This window comes from Actinoallomurus acanthiterrae (genome assembly GCF_054775715.1).
Window position 1 is genome coordinate 2,414,059 of the sequence record NZ_BAAHCO010000001.1, and the last position, 24,839, is coordinate 2,438,897.

Annotated in this window: 22 protein-coding genes; 9 read left to right on the forward strand and 13 right to left on the reverse strand. The window is 70.2% G+C overall.

The window, feature by feature from the left end; all coding sequences use genetic code 11:
• Positions 1–29: 29 nt before the first annotated feature.
• On the reverse strand, positions 30–1,223 hold the full coding sequence (locus ACYVF7_RS11895) for a serine hydrolase domain-containing protein (RefSeq protein WP_460338831.1): 1,194 nt from the start codon (positions 1,221–1,223) through the stop codon (positions 30–32).
• A 112-nt stretch (positions 1,224–1,335) separates the two neighbouring features.
• On the opposite strand from ACYVF7_RS11895, the gene ACYVF7_RS11900 reads away from it, so the two are divergent.
• The 5 genes from ACYVF7_RS11900 to ACYVF7_RS11920 all read left to right on the forward strand — a co-directional run bounded on the left by ACYVF7_RS11900 (position 1,336) and on the right by ACYVF7_RS11920 (position 7,943).
• A complete protein-coding gene (locus ACYVF7_RS11900) occupies positions 1,336–2,490 on the forward strand; it encodes a sensor histidine kinase (RefSeq protein ID WP_460338832.1) in 1,155 nt (384 codons plus the stop codon).
• Complete coding sequence (locus ACYVF7_RS11905) at positions 2,478–3,125, forward strand: response regulator (protein WP_460338834.1); 648 nt, start codon at positions 2,478–2,480, stop codon at positions 3,123–3,125. Before ACYVF7_RS11900 ends, ACYVF7_RS11905 begins: the two co-directional genes overlap by 13 nt.
• A gap of 23 nt (positions 3,126–3,148) precedes the next feature.
• Positions 3,149–3,850: a class I SAM-dependent DNA methyltransferase gene (locus tag ACYVF7_RS11910; RefSeq protein ID WP_460338836.1), complete on the forward strand. Its 702-nt coding sequence runs from the start codon at positions 3,149–3,151 to the stop codon at positions 3,848–3,850.
• A 142-nt stretch (positions 3,851–3,992) separates the two neighbouring features.
• Positions 3,993–6,323: an ATP-binding protein gene (locus ACYVF7_RS11915; RefSeq protein WP_460338837.1), complete on the forward strand. Its 2,331-nt coding sequence runs from the start codon at positions 3,993–3,995 to the stop codon at positions 6,321–6,323.
• A 162-nt stretch (positions 6,324–6,485) separates the two neighbouring features.
• Positions 6,486–7,943, forward strand: a complete 1,458-nt coding sequence (locus ACYVF7_RS11920; RefSeq protein ID WP_460338839.1) for a serine hydrolase — start codon at positions 6,486–6,488, stop codon at positions 7,941–7,943.
• A 102-nt stretch (positions 7,944–8,045) separates the two neighbouring features.
• Here the strand turns inward: ACYVF7_RS11920 and ACYVF7_RS11925 are convergent, their stop codons facing one another.
• From ACYVF7_RS11925 to ACYVF7_RS11960, 8 genes are all read right to left on the reverse strand, one after another.
• The gene (locus ACYVF7_RS11925) at positions 8,046–8,645 is read right to left on the reverse strand and encodes a GNAT family N-acetyltransferase (RefSeq protein WP_460338841.1); all 600 of its coding nucleotides are present in this window, start codon (positions 8,643–8,645) and stop codon (positions 8,046–8,048) included.
• 83 nt (positions 8,646–8,728) lie between these two features.
• Positions 8,729–9,178 carry an SPW repeat protein gene (locus ACYVF7_RS11930; protein WP_460338843.1) on the reverse strand — a complete coding sequence of 150 codons (450 nt, stop codon included), beginning with the start codon at positions 9,176–9,178 and terminating at the stop codon, positions 8,729–8,731.
• Between the two features lie 206 nt (positions 9,179–9,384).
• Entirely contained in the window at positions 9,385–13,635 is a 4,251-nt protein-coding gene (locus ACYVF7_RS11935) for a glycoside hydrolase family 38 N-terminal domain-containing protein (protein ID WP_460338845.1), read from the reverse strand.
• Positions 13,636–13,653: 18 nt separating this feature from the next.
• Positions 13,654–14,499 carry a carbohydrate ABC transporter permease gene (locus ACYVF7_RS11940; protein ID WP_460338847.1) on the reverse strand — a complete coding sequence of 282 codons (846 nt, stop codon included), beginning with the start codon at positions 14,497–14,499 and terminating at the stop codon, positions 13,654–13,656.
• A 2-nt stretch (positions 14,500–14,501) separates the two neighbouring features.
• The gene (locus ACYVF7_RS11945; RefSeq protein WP_460338849.1) at positions 14,502–15,422 is read right to left on the reverse strand and encodes a carbohydrate ABC transporter permease; all 921 of its coding nucleotides are present in this window, start codon (positions 15,420–15,422) and stop codon (positions 14,502–14,504) included.
• A gap of 37 nt (positions 15,423–15,459) precedes the next feature.
• Positions 15,460–16,809, reverse strand: a complete 1,350-nt coding sequence (locus ACYVF7_RS11950) for an extracellular solute-binding protein (RefSeq protein ID WP_460338851.1) — start codon at positions 16,807–16,809, stop codon at positions 15,460–15,462.
• Between the two features lie 134 nt (positions 16,810–16,943).
• Positions 16,944–18,380, reverse strand: a complete 1,437-nt coding sequence (locus ACYVF7_RS11955) for an extracellular solute-binding protein (RefSeq protein ID WP_460338853.1) — start codon at positions 18,378–18,380, stop codon at positions 16,944–16,946.
• A gap of 130 nt (positions 18,381–18,510) precedes the next feature.
• Positions 18,511–19,074 (reverse strand): carboxymuconolactone decarboxylase family protein, encoded by a 564-nt coding sequence (locus ACYVF7_RS11960; protein ID WP_460338855.1) that lies wholly within the window; start codon positions 19,072–19,074, stop codon positions 18,511–18,513.
• A gap of 199 nt (positions 19,075–19,273) precedes the next feature.
• Here ACYVF7_RS11960 and ACYVF7_RS11965 point away from each other — a divergent pair, with 199 nt between their 5' ends.
• Both ACYVF7_RS11965 and ACYVF7_RS11970 read left to right on the forward strand, forming a co-directional pair.
• A complete protein-coding gene (locus ACYVF7_RS11965; protein ID WP_460338857.1) occupies positions 19,274–19,858 on the forward strand; it encodes a hypothetical protein in 585 nt (194 codons plus the stop codon).
• Between the two features lie 31 nt (positions 19,859–19,889).
• On the forward strand, positions 19,890–20,393 hold the full coding sequence (locus ACYVF7_RS11970; protein WP_460338859.1) for a hypothetical protein: 504 nt from the start codon (positions 19,890–19,892) through the stop codon (positions 20,391–20,393).
• Between the two features lie 294 nt (positions 20,394–20,687).
• On the opposite strand, the gene ACYVF7_RS11975 is transcribed toward ACYVF7_RS11970, so the two are convergent.
• The gene (locus ACYVF7_RS11975; protein ID WP_460338861.1) at positions 20,688–21,131 is read right to left on the reverse strand and encodes a DUF6069 family protein; all 444 of its coding nucleotides are present in this window, start codon (positions 21,129–21,131) and stop codon (positions 20,688–20,690) included.
• A 341-nt stretch (positions 21,132–21,472) separates the two neighbouring features.
• Here ACYVF7_RS11975 and ACYVF7_RS11980 point away from each other — a divergent pair, with 341 nt between their 5' ends.
• The gene (locus ACYVF7_RS11980; RefSeq protein WP_460338863.1) at positions 21,473–21,877 is read left to right on the forward strand and encodes a YciI family protein; all 405 of its coding nucleotides are present in this window, start codon (positions 21,473–21,475) and stop codon (positions 21,875–21,877) included.
• A gap of 299 nt (positions 21,878–22,176) precedes the next feature.
• Here the strand turns inward: ACYVF7_RS11980 and ACYVF7_RS11985 are convergent, their stop codons facing one another.
• Positions 22,177–22,668 (reverse strand): DUF5662 family protein, encoded by a 492-nt coding sequence (locus tag ACYVF7_RS11985; protein WP_460338865.1) that lies wholly within the window; start codon positions 22,666–22,668, stop codon positions 22,177–22,179.
• A gap of 335 nt (positions 22,669–23,003) precedes the next feature.
• Between ACYVF7_RS11985 and ACYVF7_RS11990 the strand changes: the two genes are divergently transcribed.
• The gene (locus ACYVF7_RS11990; protein ID WP_460338867.1) at positions 23,004–23,351 is read left to right on the forward strand and encodes a helix-turn-helix domain-containing protein; all 348 of its coding nucleotides are present in this window, start codon (positions 23,004–23,006) and stop codon (positions 23,349–23,351) included.
• 8 nt (positions 23,352–23,359) lie between these two features.
• On the opposite strand, the gene ACYVF7_RS11995 is transcribed toward ACYVF7_RS11990, so the two are convergent.
• Positions 23,360–23,950, reverse strand: coding sequence for a ClpP family protease (locus ACYVF7_RS11995; protein ID WP_460338869.1), 591 nt, complete (start codon positions 23,948–23,950; stop codon positions 23,360–23,362).
• Positions 23,947–24,573: a ClpP family protease gene (locus tag ACYVF7_RS12000; protein ID WP_460338871.1), complete on the reverse strand. Its 627-nt coding sequence runs from the start codon at positions 24,571–24,573 to the stop codon at positions 23,947–23,949. Before ACYVF7_RS12000 ends, ACYVF7_RS11995 begins: the two co-directional genes overlap by 4 nt.
• Positions 24,574–24,839: the final 266 nt, after the last annotated feature.

The window sequence follows — 24,839 nt, forward strand, 5'->3', positions numbered from 1 at the left end:
CGACCGGCCACGACGAATGCGGGTCGGTTCTAAGCGGTACGGCGGGGTTCCGAGGGCGAGCACAGCGCGTCGTCGACCAGTTTGCTCTCGGCCTGTTCCACGCGCAGGACGTCGTTCGTGGAAGTGGAATCGACGAGCACGCCCGACAACGAGACCGTGACGCTGCGGCGGCCGTCGGCGGTGACGCCGGCGGCGCTGATCCAGCCGGAATCGCCGCCCTCGTGGCCCCAGTACATGCCGCCGCACGACAGCGGGCGTGAGAAGAGCCCCAGCCCGTCGCGGGCGCCCGGCATGAACTGCTCGAACTCCTTGCTGACCGGGATGGTCCGTCTCATCTGCGCCAGCTGTGCCGGGGGCAGGAGCCGGCCGCCGAGCAGGGCGCGGAAGAACCGGTCGACATCGGCGGTGGTGGAGACGAGTCCGGCCTCTCCACCGGCGAACGGGCCGACCTGTTCGGTGACGTCCACGAGCGGCTCGCCGGGCTTGAACCTCTGGTAGCTGTCGGCGTGTGGCCGAGGCAGCGTGGGCGACGCACCCGGCCAGAAGGTGTGATCGAGGCCGAGCGGCCGGACGATCCGATCCCGTACCTCCTGATGCCAGGTCTGCCCGGTGACCCGCTGGATGATCATGCCGAGCAGGACGTAGCCGGTGTTGGAGTAGTTCCACTGCCGGCCGGGCCGGAAGTCCGGCCGGTGGCGCATCGCCCGGGCGACGATCTGCTCGGGGGTGTAGAAGTCGTATCGGTGCTGGTAGAAGTCCTCCGCCGAGGTGTAGTCCGGGTAGTCGTCGTGGAGGCCGCTGGTGTGCTGGAGCAGCTGGCGGATGGTGATCGCGCGGCCGTCGTTGCCGTTTCCGGACACCACGCCGGGCAGCCATCGCTCGACCGTGTCATCCAGCGAGAGCCTGTCGTCACCGGCCAGTTGCATGATCACGGTGGCCACGAACGCCTTGGTGACGCTGGCGATTCGGAAGTAGCCGTTCCGGGGGACCGGCCGCCGGCTCGTCAGGTCGGCGACGCCGCTGGTGGCGGTCAGGTTCCGGCCGTCAGGGGTGATCGACCGGGCCTGGACGCCCGTGACGCCGAGTGCGGTGATCGCGTCGGCGTCGCGCTGGAGCCGGGTTCGGTCGTCGTGCTGCGGGGCGGCGCTCACGCTGGGCGTGCCGGTGGAGAGGGTTCCGGCCACGATGGCGGCCAGGGCCAGGTTTCGTCGGATGGATCGCATGGGCGTCGACGCTAGGTCTGTCAGGGGCGGGCGGACGATGCCGCTCACCAGTGGAAAAAAGGGGTAGCAGGCTGTAGTTCCTGGCTCGGTCCCATGGCCCAGACTTGGGCGGATGAACCACCACGCGGCCCGTCGGCCTTCGGCGGTGTGGCGCGGCCTGGGTTATCTGCTGGCGAGCCTGTTCACCGCCGCGGTCGCCCTGTTCGCGCTGCCCGTACTCGTCGTCCCGACGATGGCCCGCGCCTGGGCGTCCTGGCATCGTCGCCGCGCCGCCCGGTTGCTGCTTTCCCCGCGTTCCGGTCCCGTTCGTGTCGGTGCGTGGCGTGTTCTCGGGTGGCTGTGCACATGCGTCGTGACCGGTCTGGCGTTCGGGCTCGTCGCGGTGCTGTGCGCCGGCAACGCGGTTGCCACGGCCGTCACGGTGCCCTTGTGGTGGGCGTTGCCGCCCGGCACCCGCGCGGGCGGCTTCGCCTTCGGTGTTCCACTGACCGGGTGGGGCACGGCGTTGACCCTGGGGACCGGACAGATCGTCATCTTCGCGGCCCTGACCTACTGGCTGGTTCCACCGCTGGCGCGTCTGCACGCCCGGATCTGTGTGGCGTTGCTGTCCCCCTCGGCCGCCGAGCGGTTGGCACAGCGCGTGGAGACACTGACGGAGACGCGAGCCGGCGCCATGAACGCGCACGGCGCTGAACTCCGCCGGATCGAGCGTGATCTGCACGACGGCACCCAGGCCCGGCTGGTGGCCATCGCGATGCGGCTGGGCGCGGCCCGGGAGTCGCTGGGCGAGGACCCGGAGATGGTGGGCAGGCTCCTGAAGGAGGCGCACGAGGGTACCGAGGAGGCCATGGTGGAGCTCCGCGAGGTGATCCGGACGATCTACCCGCCGATCCTCGCCGACCGCGGCCTCGCCGGGGCGCTGGCGGCGCTCGGAGCCCGGTCCGCGATCGACACGAGGCTCGACGTCGGCGACCTCGGAGCGGTCCCCGCCGCGGCCGAGACGGTGGCCTACTTCGCGGTCGCCGAGGCGCTCACCAACGCCGCCAAGCACGGCCGCGCCACCCGGACCACCGTCTGCGTCGCACGCGCCGGTGACCGGCTGTCGATCGAGGTCACCGACGACGGGGTCGGCGGCGCCGACGAGACGCTGGGAAGCGGGATCGCCGGAATCCGCCGCCGCGTCCTCGCGCTGGACGGCACCGTCCACATTCACAGCCCCGCCGGCGGCCCGACCACGGTCGAGGTGAGCCTGCCGTGCGGGTCGTGATCGCCGAGGACAACGTTCTGCTGTCCAGCGGGCTGGAACTCCTGCTGACCGCCAAGGGCTTCGACGTCGCCGCGATCACCCAGGACGCGCCCGGCTTCGCCGCCGCCGTCGCCGAACACCGGCCGGACGTCACCATCGTCGACGTACGGCTGCCGCCGTCCTTCCGCGACGAAGGTCTCCGCGTCGCCCTCCGCGTCCGCCGCCGGTATCCCGGCCTGCCGGTACTCGTGCTCTCCCAGTACGTCGAGCAGCAGTACGCGAGCGAGCTGATCTCCGATGCGCGCGGCGGCGTCGGCTACCTCCTCAAGGACCGGGTGAGCCGGGTGAGCGAGTTCGTCGACGCGCTGCGGCGAGTCGCCGCCGGCGGCACCGTCATGGACCCCGAGGTGATCGCGCAACTCCTCACCCGTCGCGCCCACGACCCGATCGACGACCTCACGCCGCGCGAACGCGAAGTGCTCGCCCTGATGTCCGCGGGGGAGGACAACGCCACGATCGCGGCCCGGCTCGTCATCACCGAGAACGCCGTCCACAAGCACATCGGTAACATCTTCGCCAAGCTGGGCCTCTCGCCGGACGACAGCGGCCACCGCCGCGTACTCGCGGTCCTCACCTACCTCAGCCGCCGGCCGTGATCAACTGCGGGATACTCGCACCCATGGTGCAATTCGCTGACTTCGACACACGCGGCTACCGGACGGTGGACGTACGGACCGGCTATGGGCAATGGGTGGGCACGTACGAGGAGACGGTCGAGGACGTCATGGACCTCGCGCTGCTCGACGAGCTCACCGAGCCGTCGTGGACGACGGTCCGGCGCGCCGCCGACCTGGGATGCGGCACCGGACGTACGGCCGCCTGGCTGCGACGGCACGGGGTGGCCGCCATCGACGGCGTGGACCTGACGCCCGAGATGCTCGCGGTGGCCCGGTCGAAGGGCGGACACGACCGGCTGTTCGAGGCCGACGTGACGGCGACGGGGCTCGAGTCGGGCGCGTACGACCTGGTCATCTCCTCGCTCATCGACGAGCACCTGGCCGACCTGAAGCCGTTCTACGCCGAGGCCTGGCGGCTGGCGGAGCCGGGCGCGCGGTGCGTGATCGTGGCGTTCCACCCGCACTTCATCATGGCGTCCGGCATGCCCACCCACTTCACCGGAGAGTCCGGCGAGCCCATCGCGATCACGACCCATGTCCACCTGCTGAGCGACCACGTCACGGCCGGCCTCGCGGCGGGCTGGAGGCTCGCCGAGATGCGGGAGGGCGTCATCGACGACCGCTGGCTGGCCGTGAAGCCGAAGTGGGAGCGCTACCGCAGCCACCCGATCTCCGCCGCCCTGGTCTGGCGCAAGGACCCATGATCGTCACTGGGCGGCGTGCACACGCTCACGCATGCGGGCGAGAATGCGCCGAGCGTGGCGGTCCTCGGACGTCGACGTGAGCTGAGCCGGTCCCTGCCTCTTACCATGGGTGCTGTCGGCCGCACGGCCCGGACATCGACCTATGGCTACGGGGGAGACCGGCAGGCGGGCGCAGGCGCACGGCCTCCCTGCCGAGAGCACGAGTTTCGTTGGACGTCGGCGCGAGCTGGCCGAGGTCCGGCGAATGCTGTCCGACGCCCCCATCGTGACGCTGACCGGTCCGGGCGGGGTGGGCAAGACCAGACTGGCCCTGCGCGTCGCCGCCGTGCTGCACAGGGCCTTTCCCGACGGCGTGTGGCTGGTAGATCTCTCCTCGGTGCGGAACCGGGACCTCGTGGCGCGTTCGATCGCCGAGGCGCTGGGGCTGCGCGATCACTTCGCCCGGCCGGCCCTGGACCTGCTGACGGGCCACCTGTCCGGCAGGCGGGCGCTGGTCGTCCTCGACAACTGCGAACACCTGGTGGACGAGTGCGCGGCCGTCGCTGGCGCGATCCTGCGGTCGGCGCCGCGACTGCGGATCCTCGCCACCAGCCGGCACTCACTCGGGATCCCGGGCGAGCGGCTGCTGGAGGTACCGCCGTTGGCACTGCCGGACGACGCGGCGGCGCGTACTCCCTCGCGGCTGCTCCAGCGCTCCGACGCGGTGCGGCTGTTCGCCGAGCGCGGCGCGGCCGCGGACCCCGGATTCGCGGTCACCTCCGCGAGCATGGGTGTGGTGACCGAGATCTGCCGCCGGCTCGACGGGATACCCCTCAGCATCGAACTGGCGGCCGCGCGCCTGCGGACGCTGCCGATCGACCAGCTGCTCATCCAGCTGGAGGACCGGTTCCGGCTGCTCGTCGGCCACGGCGAAGCGGTGCCCCGGCATCGGACGTTGCGCGCCTTGATCGATTGGAGCCACGACCTGTGCACGGTCAAGGAGCGACTGCTGTGGTCCCGCCTGTCGATCTTCGCCGGGAGCGTCGATCTGGAGGCCGTCGAGGCGGTGTGCACCGGCGAGGGCATCGAGCGCCACGAGGTCGTCGATCTCGTGATCGGACTGGTCGACAAATCCATCCTGATCCCGCGGCGGAACGGGCCGGTCGTACGGTACGGACTGCTGGAGACGGTCCGCGAGTACGGCCGGGAGCGGCTGGACCGATCCGGCCGGGCACAGGTGTTCCGCCGGCGTCACCACGACCATTACCGGCGGCTGGCGGGCGAGACCCGCGCCCGCATGTCCGGCCCCGATCAGCGGAGCTGGCTCGCGCGGCTCGAAGCCGAGCACGCCAACCTCCGCGTCGCCCTCGAATACGGGTACACCGAGCCCGGCGAGGCGCAGGCCGGGCTGGCCATGGCCGCCGACCTGATGTACCACTGGATCCACGGCGTCTACCTCGCCGAAGGGCGCGGCTGGCTGGAGCGCGGGCTGGCGATGGAGACCCGGCCTTCGGGCGCGCGGCTGCACGCCCTGTGGACGACCGGCGTGCTGGCCGTCATTCAGGGAGACGCTCGTGGCGCCGAGACGATCCTCCGGGAATGCCGGAGCCTCGGCGAACTCCTCGGCGATCCGGCCGCCCTCGCCTACGCCGCCCTCTGCGCGGGAATGCTGGCCCTCGCCCGCGGGGACGCGGAGTCGGCGATTCCGCTTCTTGAAGAGGTGGTGAGCCGCCAGCGGGCGATCGGCGACCACACCGGTGCCGTGGAGGGTCTCATCCGGCTGTGCGCGGCCCATTCGATCGCGGGCGACGAAGCGCTCGCGATCGCCGTCGGGGAGGAGGCGCTCGCGATGTGCCGGCGGCACGGCGAACGCTGGCACCGGGCGTACACGCTGACCGTGCTCGGCGCCGCGGTCTTCCGGCAGGGTGACCTGCGGCGCGCGAGCGCACTGGTGTCGGAGGCCGTGCGGCTCAACCGTTCCCTGGACGATCCACGGGGCGTCGGCCTGAGCCTGGAGGTCCTCACCTTGATCGCCGCCGCGCAGGGCGGCTTCGGCCGGGCGGCCCGGTCGTACGGCATCCTGCACTCGATCTGGGACATGGTGGGCGGGCGTCCGCTGTCGGGCTACATGCACCCGGTCGCCCACGGTGAGGAATCCGAACTCCGGGTACGCCGTGCCCTGGGCGAGTCCGACTTTCAGGCCGAGTACCGGCGGGGCGCCGCACTGGACTACGACGAAGCACTGGAATACCTGATGGGTGAACGACAGCCCCCCGCCGCCTCGCCCGGCGACCGGCTCCCGCCGTTGACGCCCCGGGAGAGCCAGGTGGCCCGATTGATCGCCCGAGGGCTGAGCGACAAGGAGATCGCCGCCTCCCTGGTGATCGCCCCGCGGACGGCCGAAGCGCACGTCCAGCGCATCCTCGTCCGGCTGGGGCTCGACTCCCGCACCCGGATCGCCGTCTGGGTGACTGAACGGGACCAGCGCGACTGATCCGAGGTCGACGGTGGATTCGTCTGCTGGGAGGGACTCCGGACGCGTTCAGGCGGGGGTTTCTATGCCGATTTCTTACGGTTGCTGCGGTAGAGATTGATCACATCAGCAAGATCTCAAAAGGGTTACTATTGAGTTGATCTTGTAGCTAGCGTGTCGATCATGAAGATCTCTCGCCTATGCAATCGTGGCGTGATCGGCCTCGCGGCCGCCGGCGCGCTGCTGGGATCGGCCGTCGCGCCGGCTCACGCCCAGGCCAAGCCCAAGAGACCCGACGTCTCGATCAGTCCGATCGCGACATACCTCCAGGAAGAGATGGACTCCCTGAAGTTCCAGGAGGTCCTCGACACCGATCCGGTCACCACGGCCGCCCAGGCGCGGACGCTCAAGGCGAACTCGGTCGACAAGGACGCGAAGAAGCCGAAGCAGCTCAAGGCGAACGCGACCACCGACTACCAGCCGATCGTCCAGCAGCCGCAGGTCGACGCCACGGTCATCGAGCTGGACCAGGACAACCGGCCGGTGGCCTCGGGCACGGTGCTGATGAGCCCGCAGTACCCGCACGGCAAGATCGTCATGGTCGACAAGGACTTCCACACCAGCGACGTGCGCTGGCGGCAGTGGGACGACTCCGGCTGGTACACCAACCACGGCCAGGGCACGATCGACGTGGTGCCGGGCCGGGAGAACGCCTCGACCGACTTCATGCTGCCCTACCCGGCCTCGGTCCTGAAGCTGATGATCAACTTCGGCGTGCTGCGCCTGGTCGACAAGGGCGTCATCAAGCTCGACGACACTTACGCCTACAACCCCACCACGGTCAGCTCGCTGTGCGGCGGGGCCAGCAGCGACACGATCCGCAACTACATCGACGCGTCGCTGACGTGGTCCTCCAACCCGGCCTCGTGTGCGCTGCTGAAGATGCTGTGGGACCACAACGCCGTGGACGACCTGAACCAGACGTTCCAGGACCTGGGTCTGGAGACGATGCAGGTCAAGGAGACCAACCCGGCCAACGGCGGGCACTGGAGCAACCCGGTCACGATGAGCTCCCTCGACACCGCCAAGCTGCTCACGCTCATCAACGGCGCGCCTGGAACGGTCTGGACGGCCCCGAACGGCAAGGCCGTGACCAGTGACGTGCTCAGCCCCTCGTCGCGGGAGTTCTTCAAGAAGGAGCTCGGCGACCAGGGCATGAACGACGTGCTGTCCACCTCGAACTGGTGCGGCGCGGACTACCCGGCCCCCGGCATCCCGCAGGTCGTCCCGCAGCGGTGGATCGGCGCCGACGGCAGCGTGACCGTCGACGGTGACGCCTACCAGCACGACGTGCGGCCCTGCAACGCCAAGGCCGAGGTGACCTTCGCCCACAAGACAGGCCTGGTCTCCAACTCCGGCAGCGACGCGGGAATCGTCCGGAACCTGCCCGGCAAGAACGGCCGCAACTACATCATCGCGGTCTTCTCTAACCTCGGGAACCAGTACATCGACCCGAACCGCCCGCCGACGGCGCCCGGCGCCCACCCGGTCGCCTACAGCGAGAAGTACGCCCAGCTGGGTCAGGCCATCGACAACTACGAGGCCACGCTCGGAGGCACCGCCGCCGCCCGCCGGCGATGAGCGTGCGGTGACGGGAGTCCGATCCCGCCCCGCCACGTGAGAGACGGCCGCCGTGAGGTATCCCGCACGGCGGCCGTCCCGCGTCCATCCTGGACGACGCGCTCAGCCCCGCCCGAGACGTGCGCGCAACCGGTCGCGGGCGGCAGGCCACTCCGAGGCGATCAACGAGTAGCAGACGGTGTCCCGGACGGAGCCGTCGGGCAGGACGCGATGCCTGCGCAGCACCCCTTCCCGCTGCGCGCCGAGGCGTTCGATGGCCCGCTGGGAGCGTTCGTTGCGGTGGTGGGTGTGCCAGCCCACCCGGTTGGCGCCCAGTACGTCGAACGCCCGCTCCAGCAGGAGGAGCTTGGCCTCGGTGTTGAGGGCCGTCCGCTGCCAGCGGGCGCCGATCCAGGTGTGCCCGACGCACACGCCGCGATGCGCCGGCTCGATCTCGTAGTACGACGTCGTGCCGGCGACCTCCCCGGTGGTCGCGTCTACCTGGACCCAGGGCAGGCGTGTTCCGCGGGCCATCTGGGCCAGGTCGTTCTCGACCATGCGGCGTGCCTCGTCGAGGTCGGCCGGCTGCCGGGTGTTCAGCCACCGCCAGACCTCCGGGTCCTTGCCCGCGTCGAGGAGCCCCTCGGCGTGCTCGGGACCGAGCGGTTCCAGGCGGACGTGACGTCCGGCCAGGACCGGCCGCTCGAACCATACGCTGTTCATGAGCGGCACATTAGGAGTTGTGGGCACTGCCCGAAAAGGGCCAGTATGTGCCGCTCCGGCACAGGCCACTTGGCGGGGCAGGCCTACATCCGGCGTCGAGCGGTCTTGTTCGACATCATCCCCAGGCCGACCGCGCCCATCCCGAACAGGAAGATCAGGGCACCGGTGATGACGTTGTTGACGATCGTCGATGCCGTGGCCGAGGACCCCCTGACCACCCACGGTGCGATGATCGTCCACACGCCGATGAGGGGGACGACCCAGGCGACGCCGTGCGTACGTCCGTACGCCGACGCGAACCCCATCGCCAGCAGCGTGACCGCGATCCCGGTGAGCAGGTTGTTCACGGTGAGCGTCGTGGTGCGGCTGTGGAACGCGATGACCCACGGTGAGATGGCCAGGTACAGGCCGCTCAGGAAGGTGAGACCGTCGAGCATGTGGGCGGATGTCGTCTCGGCGACGCGGTCGTACCGGGCGCGGAGCTCCGCTATGTCGGGATGCTGCTCCATGCCGGCCATGGGACGCGCGGACATGTGACCCACCACCTTTCTCTCATGCGAATCGGTCGCTCTATCCGCCCTTTCCCTCTGCAACAACGACAATTCCGATCAAACGCAACGGTTTCGTCAAATCGTATGATCTTTGGCTGTTGATCCGGCACTCGTACGGCGGAGATGAGCCATCCGACGACCCGCGAAGGCTGCGCTCCGGGACAGAGCCGGAGCGCAGCCGTGCGACCTCAGGAGACGACCTCCACGGCGATCGTCTCCGTGTAGTGCAGGTGGCCGAAGTACGTCACGCGTACCAGCGCCCACCAGCTTCCCGGCCTGGCCGTCCGGGGCGCGCGGAGCTCGAAGGGCACGGTCACCTCGGTGCCCGGGGCCACCTCGAAGCCCTGCGTCCACGGGGTGATCAGGACGTCGTGCGCCGGGCCCCAGGTGCCGTACGGGCTGATGAGCTGCGCCTCACCGCGGATCGGCGCGGCGGCGGAGTTGCGGAGCCGTACGGCGAGCTCGGCGTCGTCTCCTGGCCGGAGCCGGGGCGCGGGGGACGCCAGGGCGACCTCCAGTGGTTCCCCCGATGGTTCCGCGCCGACCTGCACGGTGACGACGTCCTCGATGACCTGGCCGAGATCGTCGCGGATCCGGGCGCCTACAAAGTAAAGGCCCGGAGCCGCTCCCGACGCGTCGACGGTCAGCTCGTACTCGGCGAACTCGCCGGGCGCGAGCCGGTAGTCGAGCGCCGGGCCGGTGACGCTGAGCCCGTCCGGGACGTCCAGTTCGACCCGTCCGGCCGCCTCCGGACCTGAGGCGGCGACGGTGAGCCGGAGCGGCCCGGACCCCGTCAGGGAGAGCCGTTGCGGGGACAGGTGCACCGCCGTCGGGAGGTTCCCGAGGGGAGCGGGTCCCTTTTGGTGCAGCCAGTAGCGTCCGAACACCGGCTGGACCGGTTCGGTGCCCGGCGCGAGAGCGGAGCCGCCCGCCGCCGCGTCGCCCGCCTTGCTGCCCGCCGCCGCGTTGCTCGGCGTCGCGCCACCGGCCGGGTGCAGGCGGACGGTGACGATGTCGGCGGCACCCAGCGGGAGCTCTTCGACCGTCACCGCTTCGCCGCCGGACTCCAGCAGGTCGGTGCGGCCGGCCTCGGTCACGCCCGTGAACAGGCCGATCCGGGCCGTCGTGGGGCGGCCGGCGGACTCGTACACGCGGACCGTCACGCCCTCGGCGGGGTCGACCCGGCCGGGGCGGGCGGCCGCGAGGGGGTTGCCGGCCGGCTTGAGGGCGGACAGCAGCACGTTGTCCGGCTGCACCGTCAGCAGGCCGTCCGCGGGTGCGGCCTCGCCGGGATGCGCCTCCGCGGGCCGGGCGAGCACGGTGTGGTTGTACTCCTGCCCGGCGCGGACGAACCCGGCCGCCCGCCAGTCACCTTCCCCGGCCACGAGGGAGTAGCCGAAGGTGTGGTTCCAGTGCTGCCACGACAGGCTCGACCCGTCGGGGGCGGTGCGCAGCGGGCCGTCGATCCACACCCCGCTCGGCCAGGTGCTGCAGGACCGCATCAGGTTGAGGTACACCCGGCCGTCCGGCGTGGCGACCGTGCCTGGCATGCCCGCGTTCAGCAGCGCGATCGAACGACCGTCGTACGGAGCGTCCGACCCGTCCAGTCCGGCGGGCCGCCGGACCTCGATCGTCGCGTCGTCGAGGTCGGCGCACAGCGCTGCCTCGTCGGCGACGATGAGCACCGGCAGGTCCCGTACGCCGCGCAGGTCCGCGCCCGGCACCCAGATCTCGGCCAGCGGGCGGGCGGCGGGCACGAAGACCCGGCCGTGCTCGGCCAGCGCCGCCTCGTACGCCAGGCCGGCCGCCGCGAGGACCTCGGCGGCGAACGGGTTGTCCGCCGGGCCGCCGAGGACGATCCGCGCGTCGGGCAGGTTCGAGTCGACGTCGAGCGCGCCGTAGCGCGGGCCGTCGGGGCGGCTGAACGTCGCGGTCACGCCCTGGGCGGCCAGGGCGGCCAGCACGGTGCGGGCGGGCTCGCCCTCGTCCGTGCCGATCACCTCGGCGACCCCGACGGCGTGCTCCTGCCGGGAGCCGTCGTCGCCGGTCAGCGCGATCCGTACGGTGGCGCTCAGCGCGGTCCAGGTGTGGGCCGGGTTGTCGAGCGTCCACAGGTCCTCGGCGCTGTCGGCGTCCGGGAACCCGAAGGGCCGGCCGATGGCGGCGAAGCCCACCTCGGACACCGGGCGGCCGCCGGGGACGTCCAGGTCGAAGCCGACGCGCAGCAGGTGGTCCTGGCCGATCGAGCCGCCGACGTGGGTGCGGAAGTCCACCCGGTCGACGCCGTCCCACAGCAGGACCTCACCGGTGATGGTCAGTCCGTCCAGGGTCGTCTCGGTGACGAGGCGGCGTCCGATCGGCGACTCCTCGACCCGGACGATGGCGCGGCGTTCGCCGGTGCCGTGGCCGGGGCCCGCGGGCAGGAGGTGCCAGGGGCCCTCGCCCCAGACGGGGTGGGTGGGGTGCTCCTCCTGCAGGTACAGCTCGCCGCCCAGCCCGCCTTGCCGGAGCAGTTCCCGGCCCGTCCGCAGGTCGCGGACCGAGGTGAGGGCGCCGCCGCGCGCGGGGTCGGCGGTCACCGCGAACGCCGCGTTGCCCGCCTCCGTGCCGGTGCCCGGGGTCCAGCCCGCGGGCAGGTCGTCGGCGTCGACGACGTGGAAGATCCGGTAGCCGAGCGAGGGCACCGCGCGGGCGAGGAAGGTGAGCGTGACCTCTTCCACGCCGCCGGTCTCCGTCGTGCGCACGCCCTCGGCGAGGCACGGCACGGTCTCGCCGGCGTCGTCCACGAGGCGCAGCCCGGGACGCGGCTCGTCGAAGGTGAGCCGGATGGTGGTGATGCCGTCGCGCGCCCAGGACAGGGTGTTCGCCACGATCACGGGGCGGCCGGGGCCCGTCGTGTCGGCTCGTGCCGCCAGATGGTCGAGGGAGGCGGTGCGGACGGTCTCGCCCAGCTCGTACGCCTCGCGCCAGCCGGCGAGCAGGTCGACGTACACCTGGTCGGACTCGCTGCCGGTGATGGCGTCGTGGTGCGCCCCGTACGCGAGGAGCCGCCACGCCTTGTCGACGGCCTCGGCCGGGTACGCGCCGCCGGTCAGCGTCGCGAGCGTGGCGAGCCGCTCGGCGTCGAGCACCGCCACCTCGGCGGCCCGCTGCGCCTGCTTGGTGTCGATGTAGGAGACGTCCTTGCCGGTGTACACCGGGTTCATGTCGCGGGTCTGCGGCACCGGCACCGCGCGGCGCTCGCCCAGTTCCTCGCGTACGGCGGCGAAGAACTCCTTGGGCAGGCCCACGACGAAGCGCGGCCAGACGTACCGCTTGTTCCAGTCGCGTTGCACCTGGGTGCTCCACCGGGACGGCACGACGTGGTCGGCGCCCACCGGGAGCAGGACGTTGCGGGTGGCCGCGACCGGGCGCAGCTCGCGGAACTGGCCGTACGCCAGGTCGGCGGCCTCCTCAAGGGTCTTGGCCTGTTCCTCCATGACCCAGCCGGCGCCGTAGTGGTTGGCCATGTACGCGGTCAGCACGCCCCGGCCGCTGGGGGAGATCCACTCGAACTCGGCGGGGAACTGCATGCGCTCGTTGTCGCCGACGTGCCGGTTCGGGCCCCACATGTGGAACGGGCCGCGCGCCCAGGCCGAGGAGGTGAGCCCGGCGTCGGCCATCAGCCCGGGGTAGGCCGGGTCGTGGCCGAAGACGTCGAGCATCCACGCCGACTGCGGGTCGCCGCCGACGACGTCGCGCTGGTAGCCGATGCCGTAGACCGCGTTGCGGATCGTCGACTCGGGGTGGGTGAGGTTGGTGTTCGGCTCGTTGTAGTTGCCGCCGACGAGCTCGATCCGGTCCTCGTCCAGGAATCGCCGCAGGTCCGCGCGGTCCTCCGGGTACACGTCCCAGTACGGTTTGAGATAGTCGATCTCCGCCAGCACGAACTTGTAGTCCTCGTCGCGCCGGGCCGCGTCCAGGTGGAGGCGGACCAGGTCGAACGCGGTCCGTACCTCCTCGGGGCGGCGTCCCTCGGCGGCCGGCAGGTCGTACCAGGTCTCGGTGAAGCCGGCCTGGGTGTTCCACCACACGGGGTCGTAGTGGAAGTGCGAGACCATCCACATCGTCCAGCCGGTGACGGCGGCGACGATCTCGCCGTCGAGCGTCACCCGGGCCTCCGGCGCGCCGAGCGTCTCGGCGACGGCCGTGACGCGGCGGACGGCACCCTCGGTGACGGGCTCGGCGAGCCGTACGCCGACCTCGGCGACCAGGGTCTCGCCCGGGTCGAGGCGGGAGACGATCGTGGGCTCGGGGGTCGTCACGGCCGGGCCGGTGAGCGACACCCGGATCTCGGTCAGGGGGGAGTCGGCCCCGGCGAGCGTCACGCGGACGATCTGTCGGGGATGCGACGTCGAGCCGGCGAACAGGTCGGTCGACTCGATGGCGGCGATGCGCATGAAGGCTATTCCTCCGGCTCAGCCCTTGACGGCGCCCTGCAGTGCGAACGCGTTCCCCAGCGTGCGCTGGGCCACGGTGTACAGCAGGACGACGGGCAGCGAGTACAGGATCGAGAAGGCGGCCAGCAGTCCGTAGGAGGAGTACGCTCCCGCTCCTCCGAAGTACTGGAAGATGGCTACTGCGGCCGGCTGTTTCGTGGGATCGATGAGCAGGATGAACGGGACGAAGAAGTTCCCCCAGGTGAGGGCGAAGGTGAAGGTGAACACCACGGTCGTGCCCGGCACCATGAGCGGCAGCACGATCCGCACCAGCGCCCGCAGGCCGGACGCCCCGTCCACCCACGCCGCCTCCTCCAGGGAGATCGGCACCTCGTCCATGAAGTTCTTCAGCATCCAGATCGCCATCGGCAGCCCGATCGCGGTGAGGAACAGGACGGTGGCCGGGGTCGAGTCGAGCAGGTTCAGCTGGACGAACAGGCCGTACACCGGGACCATGATCGCCGTGACCGGCAGCCCGGTGGCGAACAGCAGCCCGAGCAGGATCGGGCGGCCGAACCGGCGGCTGTAGCGCGACAGCGGGTACGCCGCGGGCGCGCCGAGCAGCAGCGTCAGCAGCGCCGAGCCCATCGACAGCACCAGGCTGTTGGCCAGCGAGTGCAGGTTGTCGCCGGTGAGCACGTCGGCGAAGTTGCGCAGGGTCAGATGGTCGGGGATGGACGTGTCCAGCGGCGGGCTTTGGGAGACCGACGCGAGGAACAGCCAGCCGAACGGCGCGAGGAACGCCAGCGCCACCAGGACCAGCACCGCGTACGCGGCGACGGCGGCGCTGCGCCGGTTCGGGGCGGTGGGAGAGGCGACCGCCATCGTCACAGCTCCTTTCGCATGGCACGCAGGTACACCAGGGAGAACACCGCACCGACCGCCAGCAGCACGATCGCGAGCGCCGCGCCGTAACCCAGGTGGTAGAACTTGAACGCCTCCTGGTACATGAAGATCGGCAGGGTCTGACTCTTGGTGCCGGGGCCGCCGCCCGTCATGGCGAAGATCAGCGTGAAGACCGCGAGGGTCTGCAGCGTGATCGTCATCAGGTTGGTCAGCATCGCCCGCCGGATCAGCGGCATCGTGATGTGGCGCAGCCGCTGCCACGCCGACGCGCCGTCCACCGAGGCGGCCTCGAGGAGCTCGTCCGGCACGTTCGACAGCGCGGCGGAGTAGACGAGCATGGAGAACGCCGTGCCGCGCCAGACGTTGGCGATCGTCACCGCCAGCAGGGGACTCGCGTACAGCCAGCTCTTCCCGTGCAGGCCCACGGCGTGCAGGATCGCGTTGAGCGTCCCGTGGTCGGACAGGAACGCGTACCACATGAACGCCGCGACCAGCTCCGGCAGCACCCACGCGCCCACCACGATGGCGCCGACGATCGAGCGGAAGATCCGGCGGCGGCCGTTCATGAGCAGCGCGAGGACGAGGCCACCGATGTTCTGCCCGATGACGGCCGAGCCGACGACGAAGACGACGGTCAGCCACAGCGACTTGGTGAACTGCGGGTCGGAGAACATCTGCCGGTAGTTGCGCAGGCCCACCAGGTGCGGACTGCTGGCGCCCGCGCCGGTCAGCGCGATGTCGGTGAAGGACGCGTAGACGCACCACAGGATCGGCCCGACGAAGAACAGCGCCAGCAGGCCGAACGCGGGCAACAGCGGCAGCGCTCGGCCGACGGCCCGCCGCCCGCGCCGGGCGGGCGGGCGGCGGGTGACGGTGCGCTCGGGCAGGTCCACTGCGACCATCAGGGCGTCCCTTCGCCCATGGAGCGCATGGGATCCATCAGGGCTTCGCCTCCACCTTGTCCGGGCCGGCGATCTGCTTGACCTGATTGGCGAAGTCGTTCATCGCCGACTGCGGGGACCCCTGGTTGGTCACCACGGCCTCGGTCGCGGCCTGCAGCTGGTTGGAGATCTGTGGGTAGACGCTGTAGGCGGGCCGGTACTGGGTGACGGACACCAGGTTGGTCCAGAACTTCTGGGTCGGGTTGCCCGCGACGTACTTCGGGTCGTCGATGACGTCCTTGCGCACCGACACCTGCGTCGCCTTGACGTAGAAGTCGAGCGAGTTCTCCTTGTTCATGGCGAGCTGCACCAGCTTCCAGGCCGCCGCGGCCTGCTTGGTGCGGGCGCCGATGGACAGCAGCCAACCGCCGGACATCGTGACCTTGCCGGGTGCCTGGCCGTTCTGGGTGGGCATGGGGGTGGTGCCGAGAGTGCTCGACCACTGCGGCCAGGGGTTCGCGCCGCCGGGGATCCAGGCCTGCGGCAGCCAGGAGCCGTCCAGGTCGATGGCGAGCTTGCCCTTGGGCAGTTCCTGCCCGGCGACGTTGTCGCTCCAGTGCGGGTCGAGTGCCTGCTGCGGCGTGGGGCCGAGGCCCGAGGAGTAGACCGTCTTCAGGAAGTTGAAGGAGTCGCCCATGCCCTTGCTCGGCACGACCCACTTCTTGGTCTGGTCGTCGTACAGCTTGTCGGCGGTGCCGTACAGCAGCATCTCGAAGCCCTGCATCGAGGCGGCCTCGCCGACGCCCTTGCCCGCGTAGACGTTGAGGGGGATGACGCCGGGGACCTTGGCCTTGATCTGCCGGGCCGCGGCCAGCACGTCGTTCCAGGTCTTCGGCTGCCAGTCCGCGGGGAGCCCGGCCTTGGCGAAGATCTGCTTGTTGTACCAGAGGCCGCGTGTGTCGGTGCCCATCGGGATGCCGTAGGTGTGGCCGTCGGAGGCCTGCCCGGCCGCCTTGGCGGCGTCGAAGAACTGCGACCAGTCCGGCCAGGACTGCAACTTGTCGTCCAGCGGCATCAGGAAGCGCGCCTGGGCGTCGGAGTTGACGAAGAACGTGTCCTCGTAGGCGACGTCGGGTGCGGTGCTCGGGGAGCGCCGCATCAGGTTGAGCTTGGTGTAGTAGGAGTTCTCATCCGCCTCGATGGGGATGAGCTTCAGCTTGTACCCGGGGTTCTGCTGTTCGAAGACGGGCTTGATCTTCTTGAACAGCACGTCCGCGCCGATGAAGTTGCCGAACTTCTGGTAGGCGACCTTGATGGTCTTGCCGTCCGAAGATCCGCTGCTGCCGCAGGCGCTCAGCGCTGCCGCGACCATCACTGTCGTCACCGCGAAGGCCGATTTCCGACGCATCTGCGCTCCCTCCAGGGGGATTTGCCACTGTGATGTGGCAAATCTGGAGGCTGGAGCGTTCCAGGTCAAGAGCTATGGCCCAATGGGTTACGAACGCGTTACCGACCCGGCCGCCGGACGATCATGTGCCCAGGTCAGCCGCGGACGACCGGCAGGCCCGTGATGGCGCTGATCCGGTCGGCCGCCAGCGTGACGCCGGCCGCCGCGGTCCACCGCCGGGTGAGCACGCCCTCCAGGAGCACCTGCAGCTGCGCGGAGACGAGGGCGTACACCGGCGAGGACGGCCGTACGACCGCGTGCTCGAGCAGCGCCGCGGTCTGGGCGTGGAACGGCGACACCGGCGCCATGGCGTCCAGCACGCTGCGGCGCGGCGGGAGCTGGCCGGTCTCCGCGCACAGGTCCGCCAGCCGCTTCGGCGCGGTGGCCGCGCGCAGCAGCCGCATCGCCAGGTGAGGGTTCCGCGCCTGGCGGGGGATGCAGTAGACCATGCCGCCGCACAGGATCGCCGGCGGCCCGTACGGTCCGGCGGGCAGCGGAACGAACCCGAACCGCTCGGCGACGTCGGAGAGCGTGCCGCCGATCTCGGCCGCGAGCAGCTCGGCGTGGTAGCTGGCGCCGACGAACAGGTCCGCCCGCCCGGCCGCCAGCAGCCGGGCCGCCTTGTGCCGGTCGTAGGTCACCACCTCGGCCGGCAGGACCCCGTCGTCGACGAGGCGGCGCAGGAACCGCAGCGTCTCCACCGTCGCGGGGGAGTCCAGCGTCACCGCCTCGGAGGAGAAGATGGTCGCGCCGTTGGCGGCGAGCAGGCCGACGAGCGCGTACGTCGCGGTCTCCGTCGCGGCCGGGCCGCCGGGCATCACCAGCGCGTACCGGTCGCGGGGCAGCCCCTCCGCGAGAGTGCGGCCCAGGGCGCGCAGGTCACGCCACGTGGCGGGCGGGGACGCCCCGGCGGCCTCGAGGGCCTCCCGGCGATACCACAGGCCGGTGACGTCCGCGTCGGCCTGCACGGCCACGATGTCGACGCCCTCCAGGCGGTACGCGTCGGCGAAGGGCGGCAGGAAGTCGGCGTCGTGCTCGGCGGCGGCCCATTCGGGGTCCAGCTCGCCGATCGGGGTGAGCATGTGCGACTCGGCGAACTCCGCCACCCACACCGAGTCGACCAGCGCCAGGTCCGGCCCGCGCCCCTCGGCGATCGCCCGGCGGAACACCCCCCGCAGCTCCGCGAGCGGCGCCGACGTGATCGACAGCCGCAGGTCCTTGCCCGCCGCCTCGCGCAGCTGGTCCTCCCACGCCTGGTCACAGGTGATCACCGAGACCTCCGGCGCGGCGCTCAGCGCTCGCATCCAGTCGGGATTGACGAAGGTGCCGCGGCGCCGGTGCCGGACCACCACCCCCTCGGCCGCCAGCTCCGACAGCGCCCGCGCGACCGGCGTACGGCTCAGGCCGTACGCCGCGCACAGGTCGTGTTCGGTGGGCAGCCTGCCGTCCACGCCGTACTCGCCGCGCTCGATGTCGGCGAGCAGGCGTCGCTTGAGGCGGTAGTAGGCGGGCAGAGGCTGAGCGGTGTCCATGAACATCCTCGGTCGGGGGATGACGACAAGCATATTTGTCGTCCGCCAGCGACAAATACCGACGAGGACCTGAGTTTCGGCCCGCCGGGGCGAGGTTCCGGTCACCCGCGCCGGCCGGAGGCGGCGGCCGTCACCGTGCCGGTTGCTCCGCGTCGTCGGCGCTCGACACGTAGCCGAAGGCGACGATGCGCTCGGCCGCCGCGGCATAGGCGGCCGGGTCGTCCGGGGCGAAGGTGCCCAGACCGTCGACGTAGCGGTTGAACATGCAGAACGCGGCGGCGATGAGGACGGTGTCGTGGATCTCCAGGTCGGTGGCGTCCTCCGCGCGGGCGCCCCGCACCAGATCGGGGGTGACCTCGAGGCCGCCCTGCTGCACGGCGGCCGCGATCCGCAACAACGCCTTCAGCTTTGCCGACACCGGCGCGGTCTCCAGATCCGCGCGCACCTGGTCCACCAGCTCCATTCCCGCCGGAAGCTGGGCCGCGGCGAACGCCGCGTGGGAGGAAGTGCAGAAACGGCACTGGTTCAGCGACGAGACATAGGCGGCGATCAGTTCGCGCTCGCCACGGGTCAGCGTGCTGTCGCCGCGCAGCAGCACCTCGGCGAGCAGGTTGAGCGGGACCGCCGTCTCCGGCCGGAATTGGAAGAGGCCCCGGATTCCCGGCTGATCATTATCCAGCGTGATGTGCGACATTAAGGCTCCATAAGGGAAGGCGGCGCATGCGACTCACGGTGAGAGGACGTCCGGCGATCGCATGGTCACCATGGATCCCGAGTGCTGTCAACGGCCATCACCGGATGCGGCCAGATGCGATAGCGATCATGGCCTGCGACTTATCGTGAGTTGCTCGGATAATTCATGATCGAAATTGCACTGGAAAGGCGGAATCGTCATGGCGGCTCCAGCATTATCAGCCTCCGGGCGGGAGGGCGCCCTGTCCGGGATCAACACCCGCTACCATCGGCCCGCGCTGGCGCTCTTCGCCTTCATCGTCATCGCCCACTGGGCCGAGCACGTCGTTCAGGCCATCCAGATCTGGGTTCTCGGCTGGCCCGTGCCAAAGGCGCGCGGCCTGCTGGGCGAGCCGTTCCCCTGGCTGATCAAATCGGAATGGCTGCATTACGGCTACGCGGTGCTCATGCTGATCGGTTTGATCTTGCTGCGGCCCGGTTTCACCGGAAAGTCCCGGACCTGGTGGAACATCGCCCTGGGCATCCAGGTCTGGCATCACTTCGAGCATTTGCTGCTGCTCATCCAGGCCTCCACCCACAGCTACCTGGCCCACCGAGCCGTACCGACCAGCATCCTGCAACTGTTCTTCCCACGGGTCGAACTCCACCTGGTCTACAACGGCCTCGTCACCGTGCCCATGGTCGTGGCCATGCTCCTGCACCGCCGGCCCAGCGCCGGCGAACGCGCCGAAATGAAGTGCTCCTGCGCCGAGCCGACACGTCGGCAGGCCCTCGCGGAGGCCTGAGGCGTGTCGCGATGAGATGGGGAAGTGGCCGATGAGGTGGCGCGTCTCCGCGTTCGACGTACTCCTGGCCCTGCTGGGCGCGTTCCTGCTGTACCTCGTCGTCCCGAACGTGGGGCCGGTGCTCCGGGCCGCCCGGTCTGGCGCCGGCACCCGGGGGACCTTCACCGCCGACCGGTTGAACTGCGTCCGCCACCCCGGGCACACGGCCTGCAACTGGCAGGGCGCGTTCCGCTCGGACAGCGGCACGCTCACGCGGTCGCACGTCTTCCTGTACGGCGGTGCGGGCGGCCTGACGGCGGGGACGCACATCAGGGCACGGGACGTCGGCCGGTCCGGGCAGGTGTACCGGCCCGCCGGCAGCCACGAGTGGATCCTGTCCGGACTCCTCGGCCTCGGCGGCCTCGTCCTGTGCCTCAAGGGCAGCGGCCTGCTCGGCATGGCCCGGCCGGCGCGGGCCTCCGACGGATCCCGCCGCCCGCGCACGGTCCAGGCCACCGCCCCGGGCGAGGACGGCTCCGAACCGAGCCTCGGCTGACGGCCGGACCGGCGGCCACCCGGCGACGGTCCCGTATGTGCTCACAGCGGCATGTGAGTGCGTTTCGAGTCGCGGTGCCGCGTGCCTACTGGCCGACCTTGTACTGAACGTCGCCGGATGCCGCTGATCGTCGTGAACTGTCGCGATGTCGCGCCGCGAGCCCTCGTTCGAGTGCGACTACCTGCCCTTCCGCCAGGTCGTCGGCGTCTTCACCACAACCGGGGTCGCCCCGGAGCGGGGTGGGACTGATGCCGTCGGCCTGGCGAAAGGGCAGTGGCCACGGTTCGAGCCCGGTCAGCTTGTGCGCGCGAGCCGCCCTGCCAGGGTCGGCACCACGATCGCCGCGGCGACGGTGTGCAGCGCGATCAGGGTGGCCGCGGAGCCGGCGTCGAACCCGAACGTGAGGTCCGGGACGAAGGAAAGCGCGGTAAGGGCGACCGCCGTCCGCACGAACGTGGCCCGTGGCCGACGCGCCTTGCGCGCCATGACGGCGGCGATACCGACGCCGACCAGCGAGAAGACCAACGTCAGTTGCGCGAACCCGACGATCGGGATGCTCGCGCCGGTGCTGTCGGCGAACGAGACCCCGGCGGCTGACGCGACCGCCGCGAGGACGGTCGTGGCGACCGAGGCGACGAGTGCTGCCGCGACGCCGTGCTTCCAGATCGGCTGTCGTTCGGCAGCCTGGGTCGGCGCGCTGGGGGTTACGCGGGTGGGGATCTGCGTGGTGGTGGACATGTCGGGCTCCGTTTCCTCGGCGGCCCGCCCGGTGCGACCCGCTCATACCCCCTCCACGAACGGGCGGGTACGGATCCGACAGGTCGCGAGAAGATATGTTCCAGGGGTCGATGCGTGATGACGCAGCACCGGCACGGGTCGGGCGCGAGTCCCGGCCGTGACGCCGGCGCAGCCGGTCTCGTCGGCGTCGCGCTGGACGAAGCCGCGGCTGAGCCTGCACACGAGCGTTCGGTGCTCCTGCGGCAAGGCATCGAGGGCAGTTCGCCGATCAGGGAACCCGATCGCAAGGTTTTGTGTGACTGGTTGTCGTATCGGCGGGATGCCGTTCGTGGTGGTGGTAGATGGTGGTCATCGGGACCGCCGGGAACTCAAGGAGAAGCGGGATGACGCACTACCTGTTGTCCGTGCACGGCCCCGCCGAGATGGGCGAGTTCGGCAACTACGGCTCCAAGGAGGAGATGGAGGAGGCGTTCGCGGCGACCGCCGCCTTCAATGACAGGCTTCACGCCGATGGCTACTGGGTCTTCGCCGGTGGGCTTCAGTCGGCATCGACGGCGACCGTCGTCGACGGCCAGGGTGAGACGCCGGTGATGACCGACGGTCCCTACCTCGAGACCAAGGAGGTCATCGGGGGTTTCTGGGTCATCGACGCGCCCGACCTCGATGCGGCGCTCAAGCTCGCGGCCGAGGGGTCTAAGGCGTGCCGGGGCAAGGTCGAAGTCCGTCCGTTCGAGGGCCTCGCCTGAGCCGACCTGCTCCGCAGGCTCGGCCGAAGCGCCGAGGCGAAAGAGTCATACGACGCCGCAATCGCCGCCACCCAGAACTCCGCCGAGCGCGCCTACCTGAGCACTAAGCGAGGCGAGTTGGTCTGAGCGGTCCAAGCGCGCTGCTCAAGTAGTTCGACCGTTGCTCATGTAGTGCTCAACTACGGCGGCGATTGCTCGTCTTTGTCGGTTTCGTCCGCCATGTCTGCTGGCGGCATGAGAGGGCGTTCGGACGCCTCGCCGATGATTTGGCTACTGTCGATCTCGGCGGCCACGCCGTGTCATGGCACTGCGTTTCGGTCTGGCTCCGCGGCCAGCCACCCGAAGTGGCGAGCGGTGTTCACCAGGATGTCCATCAGCTGTGGTGCGATACCGAACCGTTCGCGGTTGATCGTCAGGCTGTCTGCGAGGTCGCCATGCGAGGTGCGTTCGGTGGCCGCCTTCCAGTCCGCCAGCATCTCGAGCAGGTCGACCAGGGTCATGCCGTTGATCCCGTCGGCAAAGTGCTCTGGGTGATGACGGTTGTGCGCGTAATGGTGTCGCAGCCCCTCGCCCATCGTGTCGACCACGGTCCGATGCTCCACGCTGCCGTAGGTCGTGGCGCGCAGTTGCGGCACGACCTCGTCGTAGACGGCCCGCTCTGGCTCGCGGGTCTTGCTCAGGTCGTGTCGGACCGACCGGTCAAGCAACTCCTTGATCGGCTCGCCCATCAGCTCGGCGACTCGCAGGCTATGCCAAAGAGTGTCTGGCGTGGAGTCGTACGACATGGTCATGTACCTCCTGATGTGGGCCTCCTCAGCCCATCAGCCAGGACGCCCGTGATGCGATTCCCAACGCGCAGGATCAAGTGTGCAGTTTGCACCTGATCTGGAATGCCCACGTGGGCAATCTCACCACGGCCCAGCGCGTCTCCACCGTGGCCCGCCACGCCCAGCCGCGACCGCGCGACGCGCGGCATGACAGGACGTTCGCTTCAGTAGGGGCGGTGTCGGGTCTGGCATGTCGACGACCGACGGGGTGACGATGCCCCACAGGCTCACTGCCGCAGGCGTTTCGCCTGGAGAGGAAGCGCTGTCCTCGGTCGCCGGACCGGTGTCAGGATGACCGCATGGCGGACATTCTCCAGTTCCAGCGAGATCACATCCCCGCACCGGATCGTGAGCCGGAGCCGCTGTGGCGCGAGGTGCTCGGCCGAACCCTGCGCGCGGTCAGGGAGGAGCAGGGTGGGCGCCTCATCGACGTCGCGGAGCGGGCCGGCATCTCGCCCCAGTACCTGTCCGAGATCGAACGCGGTCGCAAGGAGCCGTCGAGCGAGATGATCGCCGCGGTCACCGGTGCGCTCGGCATCGACTTTGCCGACCTGCTCGCCGGCATCGCGGGCGATGTCCGGCGGCGCCGCAGCGCGAGTCCCACGGTCGGGCGCCGTCCCGCGGGACCCGTGCTCATGGCCGCATGAGACCGTGGTCAGGTTCGGTGGTCGATGACGTGGTCCGCGAGTCCGTAGCTGACGGCGCTCGCCGCGTCGAACACGCGGTCCCGGTCGGTGTCGTGCCGCAACTGCGCGACATCGTGACCGGTGTGCTTGGAGAGGATCTCCTCCAGCTGTGTGCGCACCCGTATCACCTCGTCCGCCTGGAGAATGAGGTCCGGGATGGCGCCGCGGCCCTGCGTTGCGGGCTGATGCAGTACCACCCGGGTGTGGGGCAACACCGAGCGGCGTCCAGCCTCGCCCGCAGCCAGCAGCACCGCGCCGGCCGCGACCGCCTGGCCAACGCACGTCGTCGCCACCGGCGCCTTGATGTAGCGCATGGTGTCGTACAGGGCGAGCATCGCTGACGGGTCGCCGCCCTCGGAGTTGATGTACAGGTTGATCTCCCGCTCCGGGTTGTCCGCCTCCAGGTACAGCAACTGGGCGATCAACGCGTTCGCCACGCCGGAGTCGATCGCGGTGCCGAGATAGACGATCCGCTCCGCCAGCAGGTGCGAGTAGACATCCGTGATCCGCTCGCCCCCCGCGACCCGCGTGATGACGTTGGGGATGGTGTATGTGCTCACGCGCGGACTCCCGTCGCCGAGCCGAGTCCAAGCGTGTGCGGCCGCACGGGCACGACCTGGCTCAGATCGTTGACGATGTGGTCGATGAAGCCGTACTCGCGGGCCTGCTCGGTGGTGAACCAGCGGTCGTGCAGCGAGTCAGCGAAGATCTGGTCGATCGGCTGGCCGGTGTCCTCCGCGATGATGCCGAGCACCGTGTCCCGGGTGTGCCGCAGGTCGTCCGCCTGTACCTCCACCTCGACGGCAGATCCGCCGATCCCCGCCGAGCCCTGGTGCATCAGGATGCGGGCGTGAGGTAGGGCGAAGCGTTTGCCCGGTGTGCCCGCGGACAGCAGGAACTGCCCCGCACTGCACGCCAGTCCCAGCGCGAGGGTGGCCACGTCGCACGGCACGAGCCGCATCACGTCGCGGATGGCCAGCATCGCCGGGACGGAGCCGCCCGGCGAGTGGATCCACAACGCGATGTCCTTCCCGGGATCCTCGCTCGCGAGGGAGAGTAGCTGTGTCGCGAGCACCGTCCCGTTGTCGTCGTCGAGCACGCCGTCGAGGACCAGTACGCGCTGGCTGAAGAACCGTTCTCGGAGCCGGTGGTCGAACAGCGGCTGCTTCTCATCGTTCGTCATGCCCCGACCATGCCGCCTACGCGGCGCCAGCCGCCGGTTTCGCTGCTGTGAGCAGATCAGCCCTCAGCAGGCCGGGCATTTCGACGGGCACCTGTCGGTGCTGCTGCAGGCCAGCCGGATCGGTGAGCTTACCCGGGCCAACTGGCAGAGATAGTCCAGGACGCCAGGTTGTCACGCGCGTCAGCCCGTCGAGCCATGCATGCTCAACGGCATGAGCGCGTACTACTCAGAATCGGCACCGATCGCGCGGTCGGCGGCATGAGCGG

Coding starts and splice junctions, on each gene's coding strand:
- ACYVF7_RS11980 (WP_460338863.1), top strand. CDS start 21,473: ATGGTGGTCATCGGGACCGCCGGGAACTCAAGGAGAAGCGGGATGACG.
- ACYVF7_RS12000 (WP_460338871.1), bottom strand. CDS start 24,573: ATGACGAACGATGAGAAGCAGCCGCTGTTCGACCACCGGCTCCGAGAA.
- ACYVF7_RS11955 (WP_460338853.1), bottom strand. CDS start 18,380: ATGGACACCGCTCAGCCTCTGCCCGCCTACTACCGCCTCAAGCGACGC.
- ACYVF7_RS11930 (WP_460338843.1), bottom strand. CDS start 9,178: ATGTCCGCGCGTCCCATGGCCGGCATGGAGCAGCATCCCGACATAGCG.
- ACYVF7_RS11970 (WP_460338859.1), top strand. CDS start 19,890: ATGAGGTGGCGCGTCTCCGCGTTCGACGTACTCCTGGCCCTGCTGGGC.
- ACYVF7_RS11920 (WP_460338839.1), top strand. CDS start 6,486: ATGAAGATCTCTCGCCTATGCAATCGTGGCGTGATCGGCCTCGCGGCC.
- ACYVF7_RS11925 (WP_460338841.1), bottom strand. CDS start 8,645: ATGAACAGCGTATGGTTCGAGCGGCCGGTCCTGGCCGGACGTCACGTC.
- ACYVF7_RS11975 (WP_460338861.1), bottom strand. CDS start 21,131: ATGTCCACCACCACGCAGATCCCCACCCGCGTAACCCCCAGCGCGCCG.
- ACYVF7_RS11935 (WP_460338845.1), bottom strand. CDS start 13,635: ATGCGCATCGCCGCCATCGAGTCGACCGACCTGTTCGCCGGCTCGACG.
- ACYVF7_RS11965 (WP_460338857.1), top strand. CDS start 19,274: ATGGCGGCTCCAGCATTATCAGCCTCCGGGCGGGAGGGCGCCCTGTCC.
- ACYVF7_RS11945 (WP_460338849.1), bottom strand. CDS start 15,422: ATGGTCGCAGTGGACCTGCCCGAGCGCACCGTCACCCGCCGCCCGCCC.
- ACYVF7_RS11895 (WP_460338831.1), bottom strand. CDS start 1,223: ATGCGATCCATCCGACGAAACCTGGCCCTGGCCGCCATCGTGGCCGGA.
- ACYVF7_RS11910 (WP_460338836.1), top strand. CDS start 3,149: ATGGTGCAATTCGCTGACTTCGACACACGCGGCTACCGGACGGTGGAC.
- ACYVF7_RS11990 (WP_460338867.1), top strand. CDS start 23,004: ATGGCGGACATTCTCCAGTTCCAGCGAGATCACATCCCCGCACCGGAT.
- ACYVF7_RS11915 (WP_460338837.1), top strand. CDS start 3,993: ATGGCTACGGGGGAGACCGGCAGGCGGGCGCAGGCGCACGGCCTCCCT.
- ACYVF7_RS11960 (WP_460338855.1), bottom strand. CDS start 19,074: ATGTCGCACATCACGCTGGATAATGATCAGCCGGGAATCCGGGGCCTC.
- ACYVF7_RS11940 (WP_460338847.1), bottom strand. CDS start 14,499: ATGGCGGTCGCCTCTCCCACCGCCCCGAACCGGCGCAGCGCCGCCGTC.
- ACYVF7_RS11900 (WP_460338832.1), top strand. CDS start 1,336: ATGAACCACCACGCGGCCCGTCGGCCTTCGGCGGTGTGGCGCGGCCTG.
- ACYVF7_RS11985 (WP_460338865.1), bottom strand. CDS start 22,668: ATGACCATGTCGTACGACTCCACGCCAGACACTCTTTGGCATAGCCTG.
- ACYVF7_RS11950 (WP_460338851.1), bottom strand. CDS start 16,809: ATGCGTCGGAAATCGGCCTTCGCGGTGACGACAGTGATGGTCGCGGCA.